The 18,214-nt window shown below is 39.3% G+C and carries 11 protein-coding genes; 6 read left to right on the forward strand and 5 right to left on the reverse strand.

Annotated features, from left to right (window positions below; all coding sequences use genetic code 11):
- Positions 1 to 302: 302 nt before the first annotated feature.
- Positions 303 to 5,972 carry an alpha-2-macroglobulin family protein gene (locus ACM0OX_RS09630; protein ID WP_414514691.1) on the forward strand — a complete coding sequence of 1,890 codons (5,670 nt, stop codon included), beginning with the start codon at positions 303 to 305 and terminating at the stop codon, positions 5,970 to 5,972.
- 170 nt (positions 5,973 to 6,142) lie between these two features.
- Here the strand turns inward: ACM0OX_RS09630 and ACM0OX_RS09635 are convergent, their stop codons facing one another.
- Positions 6,143 to 8,422: a glycoside hydrolase family 65 protein gene (locus ACM0OX_RS09635; RefSeq protein WP_414514681.1), complete on the reverse strand. Its 2,280-nt coding sequence runs from the start codon at positions 8,420 to 8,422 to the stop codon at positions 6,143 to 6,145.
- Between the two features lie 512 nt (positions 8,423 to 8,934).
- Between ACM0OX_RS09635 and ACM0OX_RS09640 the strand changes: the two genes are divergently transcribed.
- Positions 8,935 to 11,583 carry an ATP-binding protein gene (locus ACM0OX_RS09640; protein ID WP_414514682.1) on the forward strand — a complete coding sequence of 883 codons (2,649 nt, stop codon included), beginning with the start codon at positions 8,935 to 8,937 and terminating at the stop codon, positions 11,581 to 11,583.
- Here the strand turns inward: ACM0OX_RS09640 and ACM0OX_RS09645 are convergent.
- The 3 genes from ACM0OX_RS09645 to ACM0OX_RS09655 form a co-directional block, all read right to left on the reverse strand.
- Positions 11,580 to 12,281, reverse strand: coding sequence for a helix-hairpin-helix domain-containing protein (locus ACM0OX_RS09645; RefSeq protein WP_414514683.1), 702 nt, complete (start codon positions 12,279 to 12,281; stop codon positions 11,580 to 11,582). The genes ACM0OX_RS09640 and ACM0OX_RS09645 overlap by 4 nt on opposite strands.
- A 24-nt stretch (positions 12,282 to 12,305) precedes the next feature.
- Positions 12,306 to 12,704, reverse strand: a complete 399-nt coding sequence (locus tag ACM0OX_RS09650) for an NINE protein (protein WP_414514684.1) — start codon at positions 12,702 to 12,704, stop codon at positions 12,306 to 12,308.
- Positions 12,705 to 13,427: 723 nt separating this feature from the next.
- Complete coding sequence (locus ACM0OX_RS09655; protein WP_414514685.1) at positions 13,428 to 13,823, reverse strand: hypothetical protein; 396 nt, start codon at positions 13,821 to 13,823, stop codon at positions 13,428 to 13,430.
- A gap of 581 nt (positions 13,824 to 14,404) precedes the next feature.
- On the opposite strand from ACM0OX_RS09655, the gene ACM0OX_RS09660 reads away from it, so the two are divergent.
- From ACM0OX_RS09660 to ACM0OX_RS09670, 3 genes are all read left to right on the forward strand, one after another.
- Positions 14,405 to 14,758, forward strand: a complete 354-nt coding sequence (locus tag ACM0OX_RS09660) for a hypothetical protein (protein WP_414514686.1) — start codon at positions 14,405 to 14,407, stop codon at positions 14,756 to 14,758.
- A 368-nt stretch (positions 14,759 to 15,126) separates the two neighbouring features.
- Positions 15,127 to 16,167: a tyrosine-type recombinase/integrase gene (locus ACM0OX_RS09665; RefSeq protein WP_414514687.1), complete on the forward strand. Its 1,041-nt coding sequence runs from the start codon at positions 15,127 to 15,129 to the stop codon at positions 16,165 to 16,167.
- A 403-nt stretch (positions 16,168 to 16,570) separates the two neighbouring features.
- A complete protein-coding gene (locus ACM0OX_RS09670; protein WP_414514688.1) occupies positions 16,571 to 16,720 on the forward strand; it encodes a hypothetical protein in 150 nt (49 codons plus the stop codon).
- Between the two features lie 24 nt (positions 16,721 to 16,744).
- Here the strand turns inward: ACM0OX_RS09670 and ACM0OX_RS09675 are convergent, their stop codons facing one another.
- Positions 16,745 to 17,260 carry a hypothetical protein gene (locus ACM0OX_RS09675; protein WP_414514689.1) on the reverse strand — a complete coding sequence of 172 codons (516 nt, stop codon included), beginning with the start codon at positions 17,258 to 17,260 and terminating at the stop codon, positions 16,745 to 16,747.
- A gap of 325 nt (positions 17,261 to 17,585) precedes the next feature.
- Here ACM0OX_RS09675 and ACM0OX_RS09680 point away from each other — a divergent pair, with 325 nt between their 5' ends.
- Positions 17,586 to 17,969: a tyrosine-type recombinase/integrase gene (locus ACM0OX_RS09680; RefSeq protein WP_414514690.1), complete on the forward strand. Its 384-nt coding sequence runs from the start codon at positions 17,586 to 17,588 to the stop codon at positions 17,967 to 17,969.
- Positions 17,970 to 18,214 lie beyond the last annotated feature (245 nt).

Consider the following 18,214-nt stretch of genomic DNA (forward strand, 5'->3'; position numbering starts at 1 on the left):
CTCCATCAGGGAATAAAAGTTTTTATTTGCTATAGTGCATAAATTTTTTATTTTTAATTACTAGAAAAATGATTATCAGAGTTTTACTGCGTTTCCAGCATAAAATAACCTATCGCCTTCGTAGAGTTATTGGCAGTAGCCTGCGACAAGCCGTACCACTTGCCTACGGCACGCTCCGCGAACGTGGAAGCAAGCTACGCGTAGCGTCTCGTAGAGAAGCGTCTACGTTAAAAAAAATTAGACGTTCTTCAGTCCGAAAGAGAACAATACAGTTTCTCCTTCTCTTTACATTTATATTAGGGATGGCAGGGTGTAACTTTTTTGGTATCAACTCAAGTAAAGAACAACTCCCAGCAGTTTCCTCACTCACACCACCAAAATTACCAGACTGGATTGAACAAATTAGTCCCATTGGAGATGCAAAACCTCTCAATCAAATCCGCATCCGTTTTAAAGAAGCTTTAATCCCAGTTGAAAGTCTTGATAGTCCAGAACAGCAAAAAATACTACAAAAATTTGCCCTTTGGCCGCCTTTACCCGGTCAATTTCGCTTTTTAACACCTCGCATGGTGGGATTCCAAGCTGAAAAAGCATTACCAATAGCAACACGGTTTCAAGTTACTCTTAAAGCAGGTTTAGCCGATTTAAAAAATCATCGACTAGACAAAGATTTACCTTGGACTTTCAACACCGAGTCTATTAACCTGACCAATTTACCAGGTGTAAACCCGATTGAAAAAGCTGATATTGAACCAATTGATTTACAACAAAAGTTACAGTTTACTTCCAATGTCGAATTAGATTTAGCTTCTGTACAAGAACATTTACAGTTAATTCCTGAAGGAAAAAACAAAGGTGTCGGCTTCAAAGTCGAATTAAACAAAGAAGAAAAGCCATTAAAAAATGAAGAAGACCCTTTAGAAAAATTTGACCCTTCAGCACGCAATTGGATTTATAACCTCATCCCACAGCAAAATCTCGAAAAAGCAACTAGTTATCGCTTGGTATTTTCCCCTGGAATACGTCCTGCTTATGGCAATCTAACTACAGCGAAAGAATTTGTCAGTAAGTTAGTCACTTATTCGCCTTTGGCGTTTCAGAAAATTAACTTTTACGGACAGCCAGATTCAGGTGGAACTTTTGGAAGATTTCTTAAAGGCAGTCCGCAGCTAGAATTTAATAATGTCTTACTAACAGATTCAGCTAAAGAAAATATTACTATTAATCCAGCACCAAAAGCCATTTCAAGAATTATTCAAATAAATGAAGAAGATAAAATTGTTGGCATTAACCCTTATGCACTAGAACCTGCCAAGACTTATACAATTACTATCGGCGGAAATCTCAAAGATAAATTTGGGCAGACTTTGGGTAAACCTCTAACACTTAAATATGATACTGGAGATTTAGCTGGGGATATCTGGGTACCATCCGATTTGAATATTTTCCCCACAAGTAAAGATTTACAGCTAAATATTAGTACGGGAAATCTGCCAGAATCAAAATACAAAGCAGCTTATCGAGTAGTTCAACCGACAGATTTAGTTTATTTTAATAATAGTAGTGATTTATTACCACAACCTTCTGATTGGCAAAGCTTTCAGGTATCGGATAAGAAAAATCAATCAGTTGACATTGCTGTTCCTCTTCGGGAAAAAATAAGTGCTGCTACGGGGATGTTAGCTTATGGAGTGCAAGCCCGTACTAATAAATATCAGGATAATGGTAAAGAACTATGGCGTGAACCTACGACTTATGGCTTAGTTGAATTGACAAATTTGGGCATATTTACGCAGTGGTTTCCTGAATCAGGGTTAATTCGCGTCAATCATCTTACAGATGGTTCACCAGTTAAAACGGCTGTTATTGAAATTTATCAATCAAAGTTACAAGCAAAATCTCGCCCTGAAGCAGTACCTTGTGCAACAGGTAAAACTGATGAAAATGGAATTTTCAGAATTGTTCGTGAAGGATTACAGCAATGTTATTCTGGGAATGAAAGCTCTAGTAAATCACCACAATTATTAGTAATTGCCCGTGAAAATCAAGATTGGGCATTCGCTAGAACCGAAGAATACAGCGGCGTTTATGGCTATGGTATTGATGCAGGTTGGCAAGATGCTAAACCAGAATCACGCGGCGTAATTTTTTCGGATAGACAATTGTATCAACCAGGTGAAAAAGCTTGGTTAACTGGTTTCGCTGACTTCTTACAAAATGGCGCAATTCAGCAAGATAAAAATGCTGCTTACCAATTAACTTTGGTAAATCCTGATGGGCAAAAAACCAGCTTAGGTACACAAACCACAAATGAATTTGGCACATTTTCTCTAGAATTACCAATTAAAACTACTCAGCGCTTAGGCTACTATACAATCCAGGCGAAGGGGAAGAATGGACAAGAAATTTCTGGAGAATTTCGGGTAGCTGAATTTAAGCCACCCAATTTTAAAGTCGAACTCAACTTAGATAAAGAATTTGCTCTTATTGACGAGAAAGTTAATATTAATGCTACCAGCAATTATTTGTTTGGCGCACCTGTAGAAGGTGGAGAAGCAAAATATTTTATCACTCGCCAGCAAGCTGATTTTGTTCCTAAAGGTTGGGAAGAATTTACTTTTGGTAGGCAATGGTTATGGCCAGAGGAAACTCCTAGTATATCTAGTGATGTATTGCAAACTAATGCCCAGCTAGATGCTAATGGTAAAAGTAGTCAAACTGTGAATGTGGCTAATGATTTACCATATCCGATGACTTATCAGGTAGATGTGCAAGTTGCAGATGTTTCTAATTTGTCTGTAGCCAATTCCAAAACCTTTACCGCTTTACCGAGTAATCGCCTTATTGGTTTAAAAAGTAATTTCATCGCCGATGCTGGCAAGGCTTTTCCCATTGAAGTAATTGTTACTGACCCTACAGGAAAACCGATAACAGGTCAACGAGTCCGGGTAGAATTACAACAGATAAAATATAGCAGTGTCACGCAGTTAGTTGAAGGTAGCCGAACACCAAAAAATCAAGTCGAATATAAAACAGTAGGACAAGCAGAAATTACATCTGCTAGTAACCCACAATCAGTAAGTTTGACAGCAACCGAATCTGGTTCATACCGGATTAGAGTTAATTTTAGTGATGCTAAAAGCGAATTAAGTGCCACAGATTTACAAATTTGGGCAACTGGAGAAAATCCTGTGTTTTGGGGTTCGAGAGAAAAAGATGTCTTAGAAGTTAAGCTAGATAAAAAAGAGTTTAAACCAGGCGAAACTGCTACTGCATTAATTCAATCTCCCTATCCAGATGCAGAATTGTACTTTGCTGTAATTAAAGACAAACCCCTTTATCAGCAAATTATCAAAGTTCAGGGAGGCGCACCACAAATTCAGTTTCAAGTCACGCCAGAAATGCTGCCTAATGCCGCCATTGAAGCTGTATTAGTGAGACAAGGTAAACCCATAAACCAAGTGGAAGCAGGAAGTTTAGATAACTTGGTGAAGATTGGTTTTACACCTTTTAAAGTTAAGTTAGAGGATAAGTATTTAAAACTGCAAGTTAAGCCAGTACAAGCATCATTAGAACCTGGTGCAGAAGAAACAGTACAACTAGAACTGAAGGACAATCAAGGAAACCCCACCAAAGGACAGTTTACAGTCATGGTGGTAAATGAAGCGGTGTTACAACTTTCTGGTTATCGTCCGCCAGATTTGGTAGATAGAGTTTATGCAGAACAGACAATTTCTACCCGCTTTAACGATAATCGCGCAGATGTCATATTACAAGCACAAGATGTAGCTAAACCCAAAGGTTGGGGTTATGGCGGTGGTTTCTCAACTGGTGCAGCAAATACTCGCACTCGCACCGATTTTCAAGCCTTAGCTTACTACAACGGTTCTGTCCTTGCTGATGCAAATGGGAATGCACAGATAACCTTCAAACTCCCGGATGACTTGACTACGTGGCGAGTCATGGCTGTGGCCACCGATGGAAATCTGCGTTTCGGGAATGGGGATGCGACATTTATCACCACCAAGCCACTACTAACTAATGCTATCTTGCCACAATTTGCCCGTCCAGGCGATCGCATCCTCGCTGGTTTATCTGTAACTAACAACACCGGGAATTCCGGAAATCTCTCAATTAATGGCGAACTTAGCGGTAATGTGAAGTTTGCTGACAAAAATCCCACAACAACTTCTTTGCAAACCAAAGCTGAATCCGCAACTCATGCTTATCGCTTTCCAATGGTGGCGGATAGTGTGGGAACTGGTAAAGTTCGCTTTACCACTCAGCTAAATGGTACAGCCGCAGATGCTTTTGAAGTACCTTTGGAAATTAAGCCAATTGAAATTACAGAACAAGTCGTTGAATCTGGTGTCACTGACAAACAGGTGAAGATTCCCCTGAATGTTGATAAAAATACCTTCCCTGATGCGGGAGGTTTAGATATTCAGTTGGCGAGTACTTTGATTCCAGAAATTAAAGCACCAGCAAAACAAGTTTTAGAAGATGATGATTTACCATTCACAGAACCGGCGGCGAGTCAGTTAATAATTGCGGCAAATCTGCAAACTCTTGCCCAAAAATACGGTCAGACATTTGCAGAATTTAATCCTAGCCAACAAGCGAGCCAAGCAATTGAAAAATTACAAAAACTCCAAATAGCTGATGGTGGTTTTGCTGCTTTCCCCGGACAAGAAAAATCTGACCCTTGGGTTTCTTCCTATACGGGTGAATCTTTGGCTAAAGCTAGTCAGGTGTTCCCTAATTTAGTCGATTCTGCAATGCTATCTCGCCTGAAAGCCTATTTACAAAAAGTTCTAGCAAACCCCGGAGAATACGACTTTTGCAAACAACTACTTTGTAAAAGACAACTGCAACTAAATGCTTTAATCTCTTTAGCAGAATTGGGAGACAAACGCAATACTTTCCTCGCAGATATTTATGAACAGCGCAATAGCTTTGATGTAGCAACTCAAATTAAACTGGCGCGATACTTATCTCAATTCCCAGAATGGCAAGATGAATCTCAACAATTAGTCAATAAGCTGCAACAGAATATCTATGAAACTGGCCGCACAGCAGTTGTCAGTTTACCCAGTAGTTGGGGATGGATGAGTTCATCTACTACGACGCAAGCGCAAGCTTTACGCTTATTTATTGCCAAACAAAGTAAACCCGAAGTTATAGATAAATTATTCCAAAGTCTTCTGGCATTACGACGCGATGGTACATGGCAAACCAACTATAATAATGCTCAAGCTTTAACAGCTTTGGTAGATTATAGTCAACTGCAACCCACACCACCTAATTTTGTTGCCACAGTGGAATTAGCTGGTAATAAGTTAGGAGAAAATCGTTTTGATGGCTACAAAAATCCTAGCTTACAACTAATTCTGCCGATTAATCTATTACCTCGTGGGCGTAATGATTTAACTCTACAAAAATCAGGTAATGGCACTTTGCACTATCTGGTTGCTTACAATTATCGCTTGCAAGGAAATCAACCAGGCAGATTTAACGGACTCCGCATAACACGAGAAATTAGTCAAGTAAATCAAGAAAAAGTTTTGCAAAAAACAGGTCTTTACGCTTTCGATAAACCCTTGACTTTAGCCTCTGGACAGGTGTTTGATATTGGTTTAGAAATCATCGCTGATCATCCTGTGGATCATTTGGTGATAAAAGATCCGCTACCATCAGGTTTTGAGGCGGTGGATGCAAGTTTTCAGACTGCTACCGCTGCATTACAAGCAAAAGCCGATAGCTGGGAACTTGGGTTTAAGAATGTGTACCGCGATCGCATTATCGCCTACGCCGACCACCTGGAACCAGGAGTTTATAGCCTCCATTACTTAGTCCGTTCTGTTACTCCTGGTACATTTTCTTGGCCTGGTGCAGAAGTTCACTTGCAATATGCGCCAGAAGAATTTGGGCGTACTGCTGAGTCTACATTGGTGATTGAGGATAAGTCGTGACAACTGGGTTCTATAACCAATCCGATCGCATTTTCACCTCAGCCAACAAATAATCACAACCAAAATCTGTATATGTACTGTGGGAGAAGGGGAGCTAATTTCAAAGTTCCTCTCCCAAGGTTGGGAGAGGGATTTTGGGTGAAAGCTGATTGATTTATGCAAGAAGTCTATTAGACAATTATCGAATGTGTATCTGCCAAGGCGGGAACTTTGACTTCTGTTTCGGCTTGTAAGTCGAAGTCATACCACTCGTTACGCCATTGCAGACGAAACTTCAAACGCGTCCAGTTGGGTGGTAAATTGGGACAGGCAACAGGGCCAAATTGAGTCATCCGAATGCCGCCAAACCCGAAAACTACCGCTTGCCAAACTCCTCCAGCACTGGCAGCGTGAATTCCTTCGGCGGCGTTCAGTCTCACATCCTCTAAGTCTACCAAGGCCGATCGCAGAAAGTGTGTATAAGCTTCGGTTGGTTGATTCAGGTCGCAAGCTAAGATAGCGTTAATGGCTGGGCCTAGTGAAGAACCAAAACTGTGGTCGGTGCGTTGGGTGTAATAGTCCCAGTTGGTGGCGAGGGTGTTATGGTCGTAGCGTAGACGCTTTGCGTCTTGTCGCCAGACATCGCGCAGTAAATACAAGAGCATCAACACATCTGGCTGTTTGAGAATCTGCTTTTGGTTTGTAGCTTCAATTCCCAACAAACCTTGCAGAGATTTGCTACGCGGTTCGTAATCAGCGAGGTTAACGTCTTCTAGCTGGAAAAAACCTTCAAATTGCTCAATTAAACCTGTTTGAGCATCTTCGTTAACAAATAGACGCTCTTGAATTTCCGCCCAATGGTGCAGACGCTCTGTGGTTAAGTTGAGTTTTTGCACCAGTTGGGCTGAAGTTTCAGGATAAGCTTGTTTGAGCCAATCCCACAGCGCCAAAGCTGACTGCAAATGCCACTGTACCATGAGATTGGTGAAGGCATTATTATCGACGCGATCGTGATTTTCATCGGGGCCAATTACATCTAGGATGTCATAGCTGTGGCGCTCTTGGTTCCACTGCACTCGACTTTCCCAGAAAACAGCCGTATCAAGAATAATTTCCGCGCCATAATCGCGCATCCAGTCATCATCGTTGGTAGTCTGCCAGTAGTGCAAAATTGCATAAGCAATATCTGCGGTGATATGCACTTCAATGTCACCGCACCAGATGCGGATTAATTCTCCGTTGGGAGCCGGAACCCAACGCGGAGTTACTTCATCGCCAGTAGTGGCACTTTCCCAAGCATACATCGCTCCTTGATACCCTGCTTCTTGAGCTTTGCGTCTCGCTCCTGGTAGGGTGTGGTAGCGGTAGGTGAGTAAGTTACGCGCTAGGGCTGGTTGAGTTAAGGTGAGGAAAGGCAGGATGAATATTTCTGTATCCCAAAAGATATGTCCGCTATAGGCAAAACCGGAGAGGGTTTTGGGAGGAATGCTCACGCTGTCATCGTGACGCGGTGTCACCGCTAGTAATTGGAAGAGATTGTAACGGACGCTCAATTGAGCCAAGCGATCGCCTTCTATAATAATGTCACTGTCTTGCCACACTTGCTCCCATGCTGCAATGTGAGCTGCCAATAGGGTAGTATATCTCGGTTCATCAGCGAGTCTTTGTAAAGCGGCAGCAATGGGAATTTCTGTCTCTCGTGAAGTAAACAGGGTGACAATCTTTTCTACAGTTACCGTTTTTCCGGGATATAACTCTAAGGTGGTTGTCAAAATGGGAGAACTAGAAGCATTTTCAACGCTCACTGGTGCAGTCTCGTCACCATCTACCACTAACTTAGCTGCCATCCCAAGTTGAATATTTGAGTGGAGAGTTGTACTGTTTAACCAGAGAATCTGATTTATGCCACCTTGGTTTAAGGTTCGCCAATGTTTAACGCCTTGGGTATGTGGTTCGCTGTCAAATCCAGCTTCGACGGTAATTTCACCCTCAAAGTCTACCGATGTAATTTGAGCGCGAATCGCCAAAACGTGTTGGTCTGCTAAACTGGTGAAACGCTCGAAGTGAAAATCTAGGGTATGACCATTAGGACTACGCCAGCGCACATCACGGCTAACTAAACCTAAGCGTAGATCGAGCCGACGTTCGTAGTTGAGAATCTCACCACTGTCCATAGTAAAGCGTTCCCCAGCTACTTTTACCGCCAATGGCAGCCAGTTGGGACAGTTGACTAGTTCGGTGTGAGCAATTGTCACATCATCATAAACACCGTGAATAAGTACGGCTGGAAAATCCTGTGGATATCCTTCCTCAAATGTACCCCGCACTCCTAACAACCCATTACCAAGAGTAAAGACGGTTTCTTTGTGATGTAACTGCGTCGGATTAAACTCCGTTTCAATAACGTTCCAGTCAGTATTGTCAATTAATTGCTGATTTTGTTGAGAATTGTGAGTGGATACGTTGAGCATGAGCGATCAAACCTATGTCTTGGGGTGGCTGTGGGCAGGATGCAGTAAAATTAAGAGCAATCCTTAAGTGATTAACTCCTTTTCTTTAGCGCGTAGATTAAAAGATAATCTGAACGCTAAAAAACACGCTTCTGATAACAGTAGCGTTTCAAATTTCATCTGTCTACAGTTAGATTTCTTTAAAAATGCCAGTTATAACTCATAAATCTTAACTAGCTACGAATTGATTCGGCTTTTCATCAATTTCTTTCATATTTACAATTAACGCAAGACGCGATGAATCGTTAAAGCGAGACGCGATAAATCGCGTCTTTGTCTTTGTGATGGACGTTAGTCATATTTTATTTTGGCTGGTAAAATCTACAGGTGCAGTTAAGTAACGTTTTGTTCTTTTACCAGAAGTGGTATATTGGCACTTGATCCGACCGAGTACAAACTATGCATAAGCCCACAGGACAGCAAACTAGAGGTGTTGTACTCAGTACTACAGGACAGGAAGGGAAAGTGGGCAAATGAATAAAAATACTGGGCAAGGTAATGTTTTTTCTTTGTTTAAAGGCGTAGCTCTAAGTCGCATTTTGGTAGCGTTGTTTTTGCTGCAAATCTTGCTAGCCGTGGGATTGACTGCATACTTATCAATCGGCAACGGGCAAAAGGCAGTCAATGAGGTAGCTAGCGAATTACGTCATGAAGTTGGCAATCGAGTTGAGCAGAATTTACAGACTTATTTGGCAACGCCGCGTCAGGTACTACGCAGTAATCAAAATCTCATTAATATGGGGTTGCTGAAGATAGAGAATCTGGCAACCTGGGAGTCATACTTAATAGAGCAGTTAAAGATTTTTCCCGATGCGTTGGCAATAACTGCAAGCAATGAACAGCAAGAATATCTAGCGGTAGAGAAGCTCAACGATCGCCAATCTTTACTCAGAAAAGCCGATAAGTCAACTGGGTACGATCTCTACACTTACATAATTGACTCTCAAGGTCAACGTACTCAATTACCAGAGGTAATCAAAAACTATGATGCGCGATCGCTTCCTGATTATCTCACAGCAGTTACCGCTAAAAAATTCAGCTTTAGTGAGATTTTTACACCCCGCACTGAACCAACACTCTTAATTAGTGCTTCTCTTCCCATCCATAACTCCCAAGGGGAATTACTCGGAGTCAACAGCACTCTCACTCACTTATCACAAATTGGGGATTTGCTGCAAAACATCAAAGTTGGCAAGTCTGGGCAGATTTTTATTATGGAGCGATCGGGGCTATTAGTTGCAAGTTCTACAACCGAAGAACCATTCCGCTTCCAAAATGGTAAACCCATTAGGTTGAAAGCTTCCCAAAGTGGCAATTCTTTGACTAAAGCAACCGCTAAATACTTAAAAACTACATTTAATAACTTTGAGCAAATTCAAAGTTTACAGCAACTAGATTTTTCCTTTGACGGCAAACGGCAATTTTTAGAAGTTAGACCTTTACAGGGCGAAACAAATGTCAACTGGTTGATAATAGTAGCTGTCCCAGAAGCAGACTTTATGGGACAAATTCATCGCAATATTCAAACTACTATTTTTCTCTGTTTGGGAGCGTTGGGACTAGCTATTCTATTGGGGATTCTCACCGCCCGGTGGATTACTCAACCAATTTTGTACTTCAGCACGGCGACAAAAGATTTAACTGATTTTACCAACAGCGAAGACTCAGTGGTGAAAGTGCAGGGCATTCAAGAACTAGAGGTGCTGGGTGCATCTTTTAATGAGATGGCGCAAAATTTACGGAAAATCTTTACTACACTGATTAGCAAAAATGAAGATTTAGAACTGCAAGTTAAACAGCGAACTCAAGAATTACAGCACGAGGTTGAAGAACGCATTAACAGTGAGCAAAAACTGGAGCAGCATTATCAAGTACTCACAGAATTGGCAAATCACAAAGCGATTTTTGAAGGAAATCTGGAAACAGCATTCAAAGTTATCACAGAAAAAGCAGCCAATGCCTTAGAAGTAGAACGAGTCAGTGTATGGTTATTCAATAGCGATCGCACCAAGCTACAATGCATAAGTCTCTATGAACGTAGCCATCAGAAACATTCGGCAGGTTTAGAACGCAACCTTGCAGATTATTTAATCTACTTTAGAGCTTTGGTGGCTTCTCGTACCATTGCCGTCTCTGACACTCGTACCGATCCACGAGTACAAGAATTATGGAATAAATGGCTCGAACCAAATAATATTGTATCTCTAATTGATACCAGTCTTTGGGTTGGGGGCAAAATGGTGGGAACAGTATTATCTGAACAGGTTGATATTCCCCGGAAATGGGAACTGAGCGAGCAAAACTTCGTTAGCTCAATCGCGGAAATTGTCACCCTAACTTTAGAAGTAGGCGATCGCAAACGCGCAGAATCCGCGCTACGTGAGGCGAAAGAAATTGCCGAAGTGGCAAATCGTGCTAGAAGAACCTTTTTAGGAAACATCAACCACGATCTGAGGACTCCTTTAAACTCAATTTTGGGAATCACAGAGGCACTCAAAGAGCAAGTATACGGCCCTGTAAGTGAAGAACAGCGCCAGTCTTTAAATATGCTCGAATCTAGCGGTAAGAACCTATTAGAATTAATTAACCAAATCCTTGACATTACTGACACCGAATCTAGCAAAATAGAACTGCAATTAGCTGCTACTTCGATTCAGGGAATATGTGACTTCTGCTTGAGTTCTGTCAAAGATTTAGCCTTCCAGAAAAATATCCGGCTGAGGGCACAAATACCTGAAGAACTCGAACCCATCCAAGTCGATGAACGCCGCATTCGCCAAGTATTTATCAACTTATTGACTAATGCAATTAAGTTTACTAAAGAAGGAGGCGAAGTCTGGATTGAAGCCCAGCCAAGTTCCACCAACGAATATATCTTCATCAGCGTGGTAGATACTGGTATTGGAATGCTTTCTGATGACCTTTTTAAATTATTTCAACCTTTTGTGCAAGTTGAAACTGCCTCTAACCATCGTTCTTCGGGAACTGGTTTAGGATTAGTAATGGTGCAAAAAATTGTCGAGTTGCATGGTGGAACTGTCCACGCCGAAAGTCAGTTAGGCAAAGGTAGTCGATTTACTGTGAAGCTTCCTTGGAAAAAGGCGGGGGAATGGAGAGTCTAAGCGATGTGACGATAAGTATTAAACGGTAATCCAGTGCGCTGCTTCACATCAATCAATGATTTATACTCACCTCGTTGCTGCCTTTCGGCAACAATTTGTTGTGCGATCGCTCCATCCAATCCACAGGTAATTAATTCATCAGTTGAATATGTATTTAATCGTTTCCAAGAAAAATCAGCTTCTTTTTTGTAGTTGTAGCTAAAAGTAATGAGTGGTGTAATTCGAGCCACCTGCTTTTCGGGAATTCCGGCTATTTCGATTAACTCTTCTACATGAGTGAAAACATATCCTTCATTCATTAATGATTCTATATTATTTGCATAAACTATCGGTAGCCCTAAATAATTAACTAGTTCATGTTTTGAGCATTCATTAATATCTACTTTCTCACGAGTATTCGCAACTAACTTTGCTAACTCTTGTTCTTCTGGAATTGGTAAATTCTTCGGATAGGTTTTAACTAAATAAGATTTTTTGAGATAGAAGGCAATGCCAATTTGAGCTATCCAGATCGCAACCGCTAAACTATTTGCCGATAAAGCCAAAGCTAAAACAGAGGTGCTAATCCCTATGACAACCCAAGTTTTAGTCTTAGATTTATAACCTGCATAGACAATAGCAAATCCCCCTAATGTCGGAATTAATGATAACCATACCCAAGCAGGAGTTTGCTGAAACCAAGATTTAGATTGTGACACGGTAAATCAACTGATGATTTTAATTTACAAAGATTTCAGAAGCTTTTGCCGCTTTTCTTCATACTCTTCTGCGGTAATTATCCCAGAATCAAAAAGATTTTTTAAATCAGCTAGCGCACTGGTTGCATCTTTAGCAGATACTGCTCCACTTGCGCTTGCTATACCTTGATTATATTTTGTATTGAATTCGGTATCTGGCATCAAAACTAGGATGAAGAACTCAACAAAGGCTATTAAAGATGGAATACAAGTCCAAAAAAACAATAAATACAAAATACCTGCTACATTTTGTCCTAAGTAAAATTTGTGAATTCCCAGCCAGCCACCAAAAAAGCAAAGTATAATTGCTGTAGATTTAGTCTTCATAACATTTACTTCCTTAATTAACTCTAATAAATATCTATTTGCATACAATACAACCAAATTTTTTGACCTTTTTTTGATTATTTATGTGTTTTATTAGTGATTTTTGCCGTCAAAAAATAAATAACGATTATACATAGCTGAGATTCCATTAAAACTAAATATCCTTTAAATATGTAGTTTAAATCTAGATTGGAATTGAAATAAAAAATCAGAGAGCCAATTGCTAGATATGGAACTAAACGCAACTGATGGAATTTGAGGTTTAGTTTTTGGTTATTTAAGTCACTCATCAGTGGATAAAGTTATGTTGAGCAATATTTGCTGATAAACAATCCATCGGTTATTACCGATTATTACAAACTTGTTTGGTTTAACAGATATTGACTGTTATTTAAAGCTAATCTTAGTTAATTTTTATCTGTTAAACCTCACGAATTTTACCGAATTTACTTATAGTTACATCAATAGAGTTACGTAAAGTTTCTGATGACTAAAGTAAAATACACAGCCGAAAAAATTACTTATGAAATGTTTTGGCTGGCTGTCTCATTTATTCTGGCTCCTGAGAGGATGTTTGAAAAGTCCTTTTCTTGGTAACAAAACATTCTAGATTCCCCTAAATCCCCCTTAAAAAAGGGGGACTTTGAAAGGTTTCGCCCCCCTTTTTAAGGGGGGTTGGGGGGATCAATAAGTGCCTAAAATCACAGCCAACCACTTTTCAAACAACCTCTGAATTCTGACTCCTGAATTCTTACGTGCAGATTTAAATCTGAGGCGCTTTTATACAGTTGTAGCACTCTTAGTATTTGCTTCCTCTGAAGTCGCTTTCAAGCGTGTTGCTGTGCTTTTACGGATGCGATCGCTTTTACGAACACCACCTGCCATCTGATATTCATAGCTATCTTTGCCGTATTTAAAAGCAACACCCAAGAGCATTTTTTCATTCAGATCGCTCAAAGTTTTTTCCAACTCTTTCATCTCACTTTTATAAGAGTCAATCACAGCTAGAGTCGTATTATAAGCATCTATTTTACTGCGGTATTGCTGAATTACTTGTGCGACATTTTGCAAGTTGCGAGCATCCCCAAAATCCATACTGGGATCGATCGCTTTGAGTCCGGCGATTCTCAATTCAGCTTTTTCTAGAACGCGATATGTACGCTTTTGACGAGGCATAATGATGTTCTTTTTAATGTGTTCTAGAGCTAGCTTGCCTTACTAAAGCCTAATTTTGGTTGGGTAAAATCCACATATTTTGGTGCTTATTGTAACAATTAACTCAGCAATATTAACTAAAGCTATGACGTTTGTAACGAAAATCGTAGTGATAGTAACTAAATTTGTAAACTTGTAACGAAAATTATGATGTTTGTAACAAAAATCGTAGTGATGGTAACTAAACTCGTTATTTTAGTAACAAATTTGTCAGATTGTCACGAAAATTGTAGTAGTGGTAATTAAAACAGCTTCACCCAAGCGATCACTCTTGTGCCACTGTTAAATATTCTGAATTTAATGCTCGCATATCTCAACGGACTTAACTGCGATCGCCTAGAAGCCTAACCAGATAATTTAACTTCTCAAGAGATGCCAAAGTTATAGCTTGTTAATATAATATCTCAAACACCAAAAATTATTGACACGCTAAGTACATACGCAATACAATTATTATAGTTGAACCTAACGATAGAGTTAATCAAAATACTTTTCCCAGAGAATAATAGACAAGCAATATTAAAATAATTTGGATAAAACAAATGAACGCCAAAATTATTGCTTTCTTAGGGATTACGGCAGCCTTTGTAAGCTTAGGAAGCCAAGTCTACGCTCAATCACCAGCATCAAACTCAAATCCCGGACAATATAGATTAAGTGGTGATTCTCTACTTGGAATCGATAAGAAAACAGCCCAAGATGACTTTAAAAGTTTTTTTGAGCAAACTAATCCAGCAAGTCTTTCCAACAATAATCGAAGAGAAAATAAAACTCCAACCCAAATCCGCTTTAACGAATCACTATCACAGCCAGACACTTCAGTTTTCTTAACACCGGCTCAGTCAGACAGTGACAATGATGGATTGCAAGTACAGTTAGATATAGGGAGAGAATAAGCAGGGATAAAGGCTGACGCTGTAATTTTAATTATGGGTTGCCCAAAATCCTTGCTAATAGTCTGTTAAGTTTAAATTAGTAAGGTAAACAAGTTTGTAGTAAGGACTTTAGTCTTGAATTTTCTAAGCACTAAAGTCCTTACTACGAACTTTTCATTACTAAGTTAGACATTGTACTAGGCACAATTACGAAATTATTTCCACATCATTTTCACTCTTGTATTTTTACTTAAATCAAAATAGCTTTATTAGAAAACATCGTTCAGACAACGGCAGTTTTAGCCAATCCTACTGCCTCCTCTAGCAGAATAAAGTTTTGCACCTGACTCAATCCGCAACCAGAGTTATCTATTCTTGAGGTCTGGGATATGTATTGCGAATACAGAAAACAAGGATTAAGAGAAAGTGTTTATAAAGGCAAATATCAAGGAAGATATAAAAATTTCCTTAAGTCAGCAATAGAGGCAACTAAATCAGAAGATGCTTTGAAAATTATAAACTTGTTGATTGAGAATAGAAGCTTAAAAACAGTTAAACTTGTACTTTCTAATTTAGAAAAAGCTTATCAAGTAGGGATAAAACAAAAAATTTTGTCTTACAATCCTTATAAAGATATGTCTGACGAAATAATAACTAAAAGTGCTAAAGGTAAAACTCAAAAGGAAATTGAAGTAGAAACAGATGATGACGTTTTGGACAGAGGAAAAGCTTATACTTGGAATGAAGCACAAATAATTCTTAGTTATGTGCAATCAGAATATTCTCACTGGTTTAACTTTCTTAAGTTTAAATTTCTTACTGGTACAAGAACAGGTGAAGCAATTGGTTTAATGTGGTGCGATATAGAATGGGATAAAGAAAGAATTTTAATTCGTAGAAATTATGACAGAATAACTAAGAAATTCTATCCATTAAAAAATGACAATAGTTACAAAGGGGATTTAGTACGAAAATTTCCGATACCTAAAGATGGTGAGTTGTGGAATCTTTTAAAGTCAATTCCACAAGGTGAACCAAATGAAGTGGTTTTTAAATCTAAAATTGGAAAAATAATTGATGACACAAATTTTGGTCAAGTGTGGCGTGGAAGGAAGAACTTTTATCGCAAAGGAATAATTGATAAATTAATCCAGCAAAATAAACTTACAAGATATTTATCCCCTTACAATACACGCCATACTTTTATCACTCATGCAGTTTTTGACTTAGGAATTGATGAAAAAGTAGTAAGTAAATGGTGTGGACACAAAGTGGAAGTTTCAAATAAGCATTATCAGGATGTAGCGATATTTGCTGAAAGAATTAACCCAGAAGTATCTCAGCAGCAATCAGAAATTGATTTACTCAAGCAACAATTAGCCGAACAACAAGAGTTAATTAATCGACTAATGGAAAATAGGGATATATAAGGAAGTATCTTCCAAATTACTCCAAGTACAGACTCCAAGTAAATTAAAAACCTCTAGAATGCTTATTCCTAGAGGTTTTTTGTGTATGCCACCTACACTAAATAGCTGCTCAACAACTAAAATCACACTCACCTTTGAGAGTCTTTTTTCTGAAAGGTCTGTGTAGCAAGCATTCTAGACACTGCAAAACTGTAATTTTATTTTTGGTGGCAGTAACGATATAGCAGACATACTTTCACACTCATCAGCGGATAAGTTCCTATTTTGTAGCGCTTTGTAAAAGGTGGGATAAGTAGGAAAAGTAGGGAATTTGGTATAAACTCTTGATTCTCCTGTCCCGTATTAGTACATTAAGTAGGCAGTTGAGGAATAGGAGCTTAACGGTAAAAGTCAGATTCATAGATTGGTTTATTTTACAATTGTTAATGATAAACAGGTGTTACGGGCGGCGGCTAGTTTGGCTATGCTGTCACCTATTACTAGTAATGGTGTAAAACTACAAATCGACATGGGATTAAAAGCGGTTAGAGTAGAGCATTCAATTTTAGATTAGCCTGCTCAACAGCGATCGCACTCTTTACAAAGCTTGTTGTGTCTGTATATTACCAAAATTGTCGAAGTTAACAACAGTTGCCGCTCCTGTTGAGGCGTTATAGAACAAGATTACACCATTACGGATCTTCGTTACGCGAGTCCAACCCCCAGCAAAGGTATAACCTTGTTGTGTCTGTATATTACCAAAATTGTCGAAGTTAACAACAGTTGCCGCTCCTGTTGAGGCGTTATAGAACAAGATTACACCATCACGGATCTTCGTTAAGTGAGTGCAACCCTCAGCAAAGGTATAGGTTGTGAGTGTCTGCACATTACCAGAACCGCCGAGGATGCTAGCAACAGTTGCCGCTCCGTTTGTAGAGTAAAAAATAACGACGTTATCGCGAATTGATTCTATACTAGTCCAGTTCCCAGCAAGACTTGCGGAAGCAGGCAAACTACCAGTTAAATTTGCCCCGCCTAAAGTTAAGACTAATCCAGCTAAAGCAGGTGTAGCAAAATAAGCGAGTTTCTTGAGCGATAGATTCATGAGATTCATGGCAGTTTTCTCCGTAGATTTTGAAGCGAACTCAAAAGGTTATGGAACTTACACCTGGACTTTTAGTCCAGAGTGGTTGAGTTGAGTCTGAGTAGTTACGATATTTAGAGTATTATAGGACTTACGCACTGTACAAAATAACTATCTTGTGTATTAACGTAAATACGTTGTTTCAGGCTTTTGTAGGTTGCTTTTGATTGCTGGCGATCGCCTAAATATGATTGAAAAATCTAGATAGAAGCCTTGAAAACTCTACCTGTCATTTTTGCTTTTATGTAAATGCGTAAGTCCTATATTATACGGAATTACAGCAGTTTCGGCAGCTATGAGGTACATCCTAAAAGCTGAAAGCAATGATAGGAGAGGGGCAAGGAGAAAACTATATTGCATAATAGCCGGAAGCGCTGTATTATACGGAATTTTCCTACCAAACATGATTACGAAAGATGAATTTTTTGCAATCATTCAAAAATTATATGAAGTACATCAACTTTTAATGAAATTACTTTACGGCACTGGTTTTCGATTAAATGAAGCCTTAAATTTCCGGGTTAAAGATATTGATTTTGCTCAGAACCAGATTACCGTTCGCGATACCAAGGGAAATGAAAGTCGAGTAACAATGTTACCTGAAAGTGTTGCAGAAGAACTTAAAATTCATTTACAGAGTGTCAAAATTATTCATAACCAAGATTTAGAAAAAGGCTAAGGTTCTCACACAGTCAGAGATACAGCTATAAATTGAAGGCTAGAGTCAATTTTCTAACCCTAGCCTTCAATTTGTTATATATATTGCTTTTCAACTATCTGTAGTTTAGACAGAATGTTAGAAATAAAGCTCTAATTACTGTTGCCTTCCTTTCTTTTCATCCAGTGCTTTTTGAATAGCTTCTCTACAGAATTCAGGAGGATTGTCTTGTTGCTGTACTTCCTCTTTCATGGATTTTGTCATGC

This window comes from Nostoc sp. PCC 9305, assembly GCF_963920915.1.
GTDB lineage: Bacteria > Cyanobacteriota > Cyanobacteriia > Cyanobacteriales > Nostocaceae > Nostoc.

Coding starts and splice junctions, on each gene's coding strand:
- ACM0OX_RS09665 (WP_414514687.1), top strand. CDS start 15,127: ATGTATTGCGAATACAGAAAACAAGGATTAAGAGAAAGTGTTTATAAA.
- ACM0OX_RS09680 (WP_414514690.1), top strand. CDS start 17,586: ATGAGGTACATCCTAAAAGCTGAAAGCAATGATAGGAGAGGGGCAAGG.
- ACM0OX_RS09630 (WP_414514691.1), top strand. CDS start 303: ATGGCAGGGTGTAACTTTTTTGGTATCAACTCAAGTAAAGAACAACTC.
- ACM0OX_RS09660 (WP_414514686.1), top strand. CDS start 14,405: ATGAACGCCAAAATTATTGCTTTCTTAGGGATTACGGCAGCCTTTGTA.
- ACM0OX_RS09675 (WP_414514689.1), bottom strand. CDS start 17,260: ATGAATCTCATGAATCTATCGCTCAAGAAACTCGCTTATTTTGCTACA.
- ACM0OX_RS09640 (WP_414514682.1), top strand. CDS start 8,935: ATGAATAAAAATACTGGGCAAGGTAATGTTTTTTCTTTGTTTAAAGGC.
- ACM0OX_RS09655 (WP_414514685.1), bottom strand. CDS start 13,823: ATGCCTCGTCAAAAGCGTACATATCGCGTTCTAGAAAAAGCTGAATTG.
- ACM0OX_RS09635 (WP_414514681.1), bottom strand. CDS start 8,422: ATGCTCAACGTATCCACTCACAATTCTCAACAAAATCAGCAATTAATT.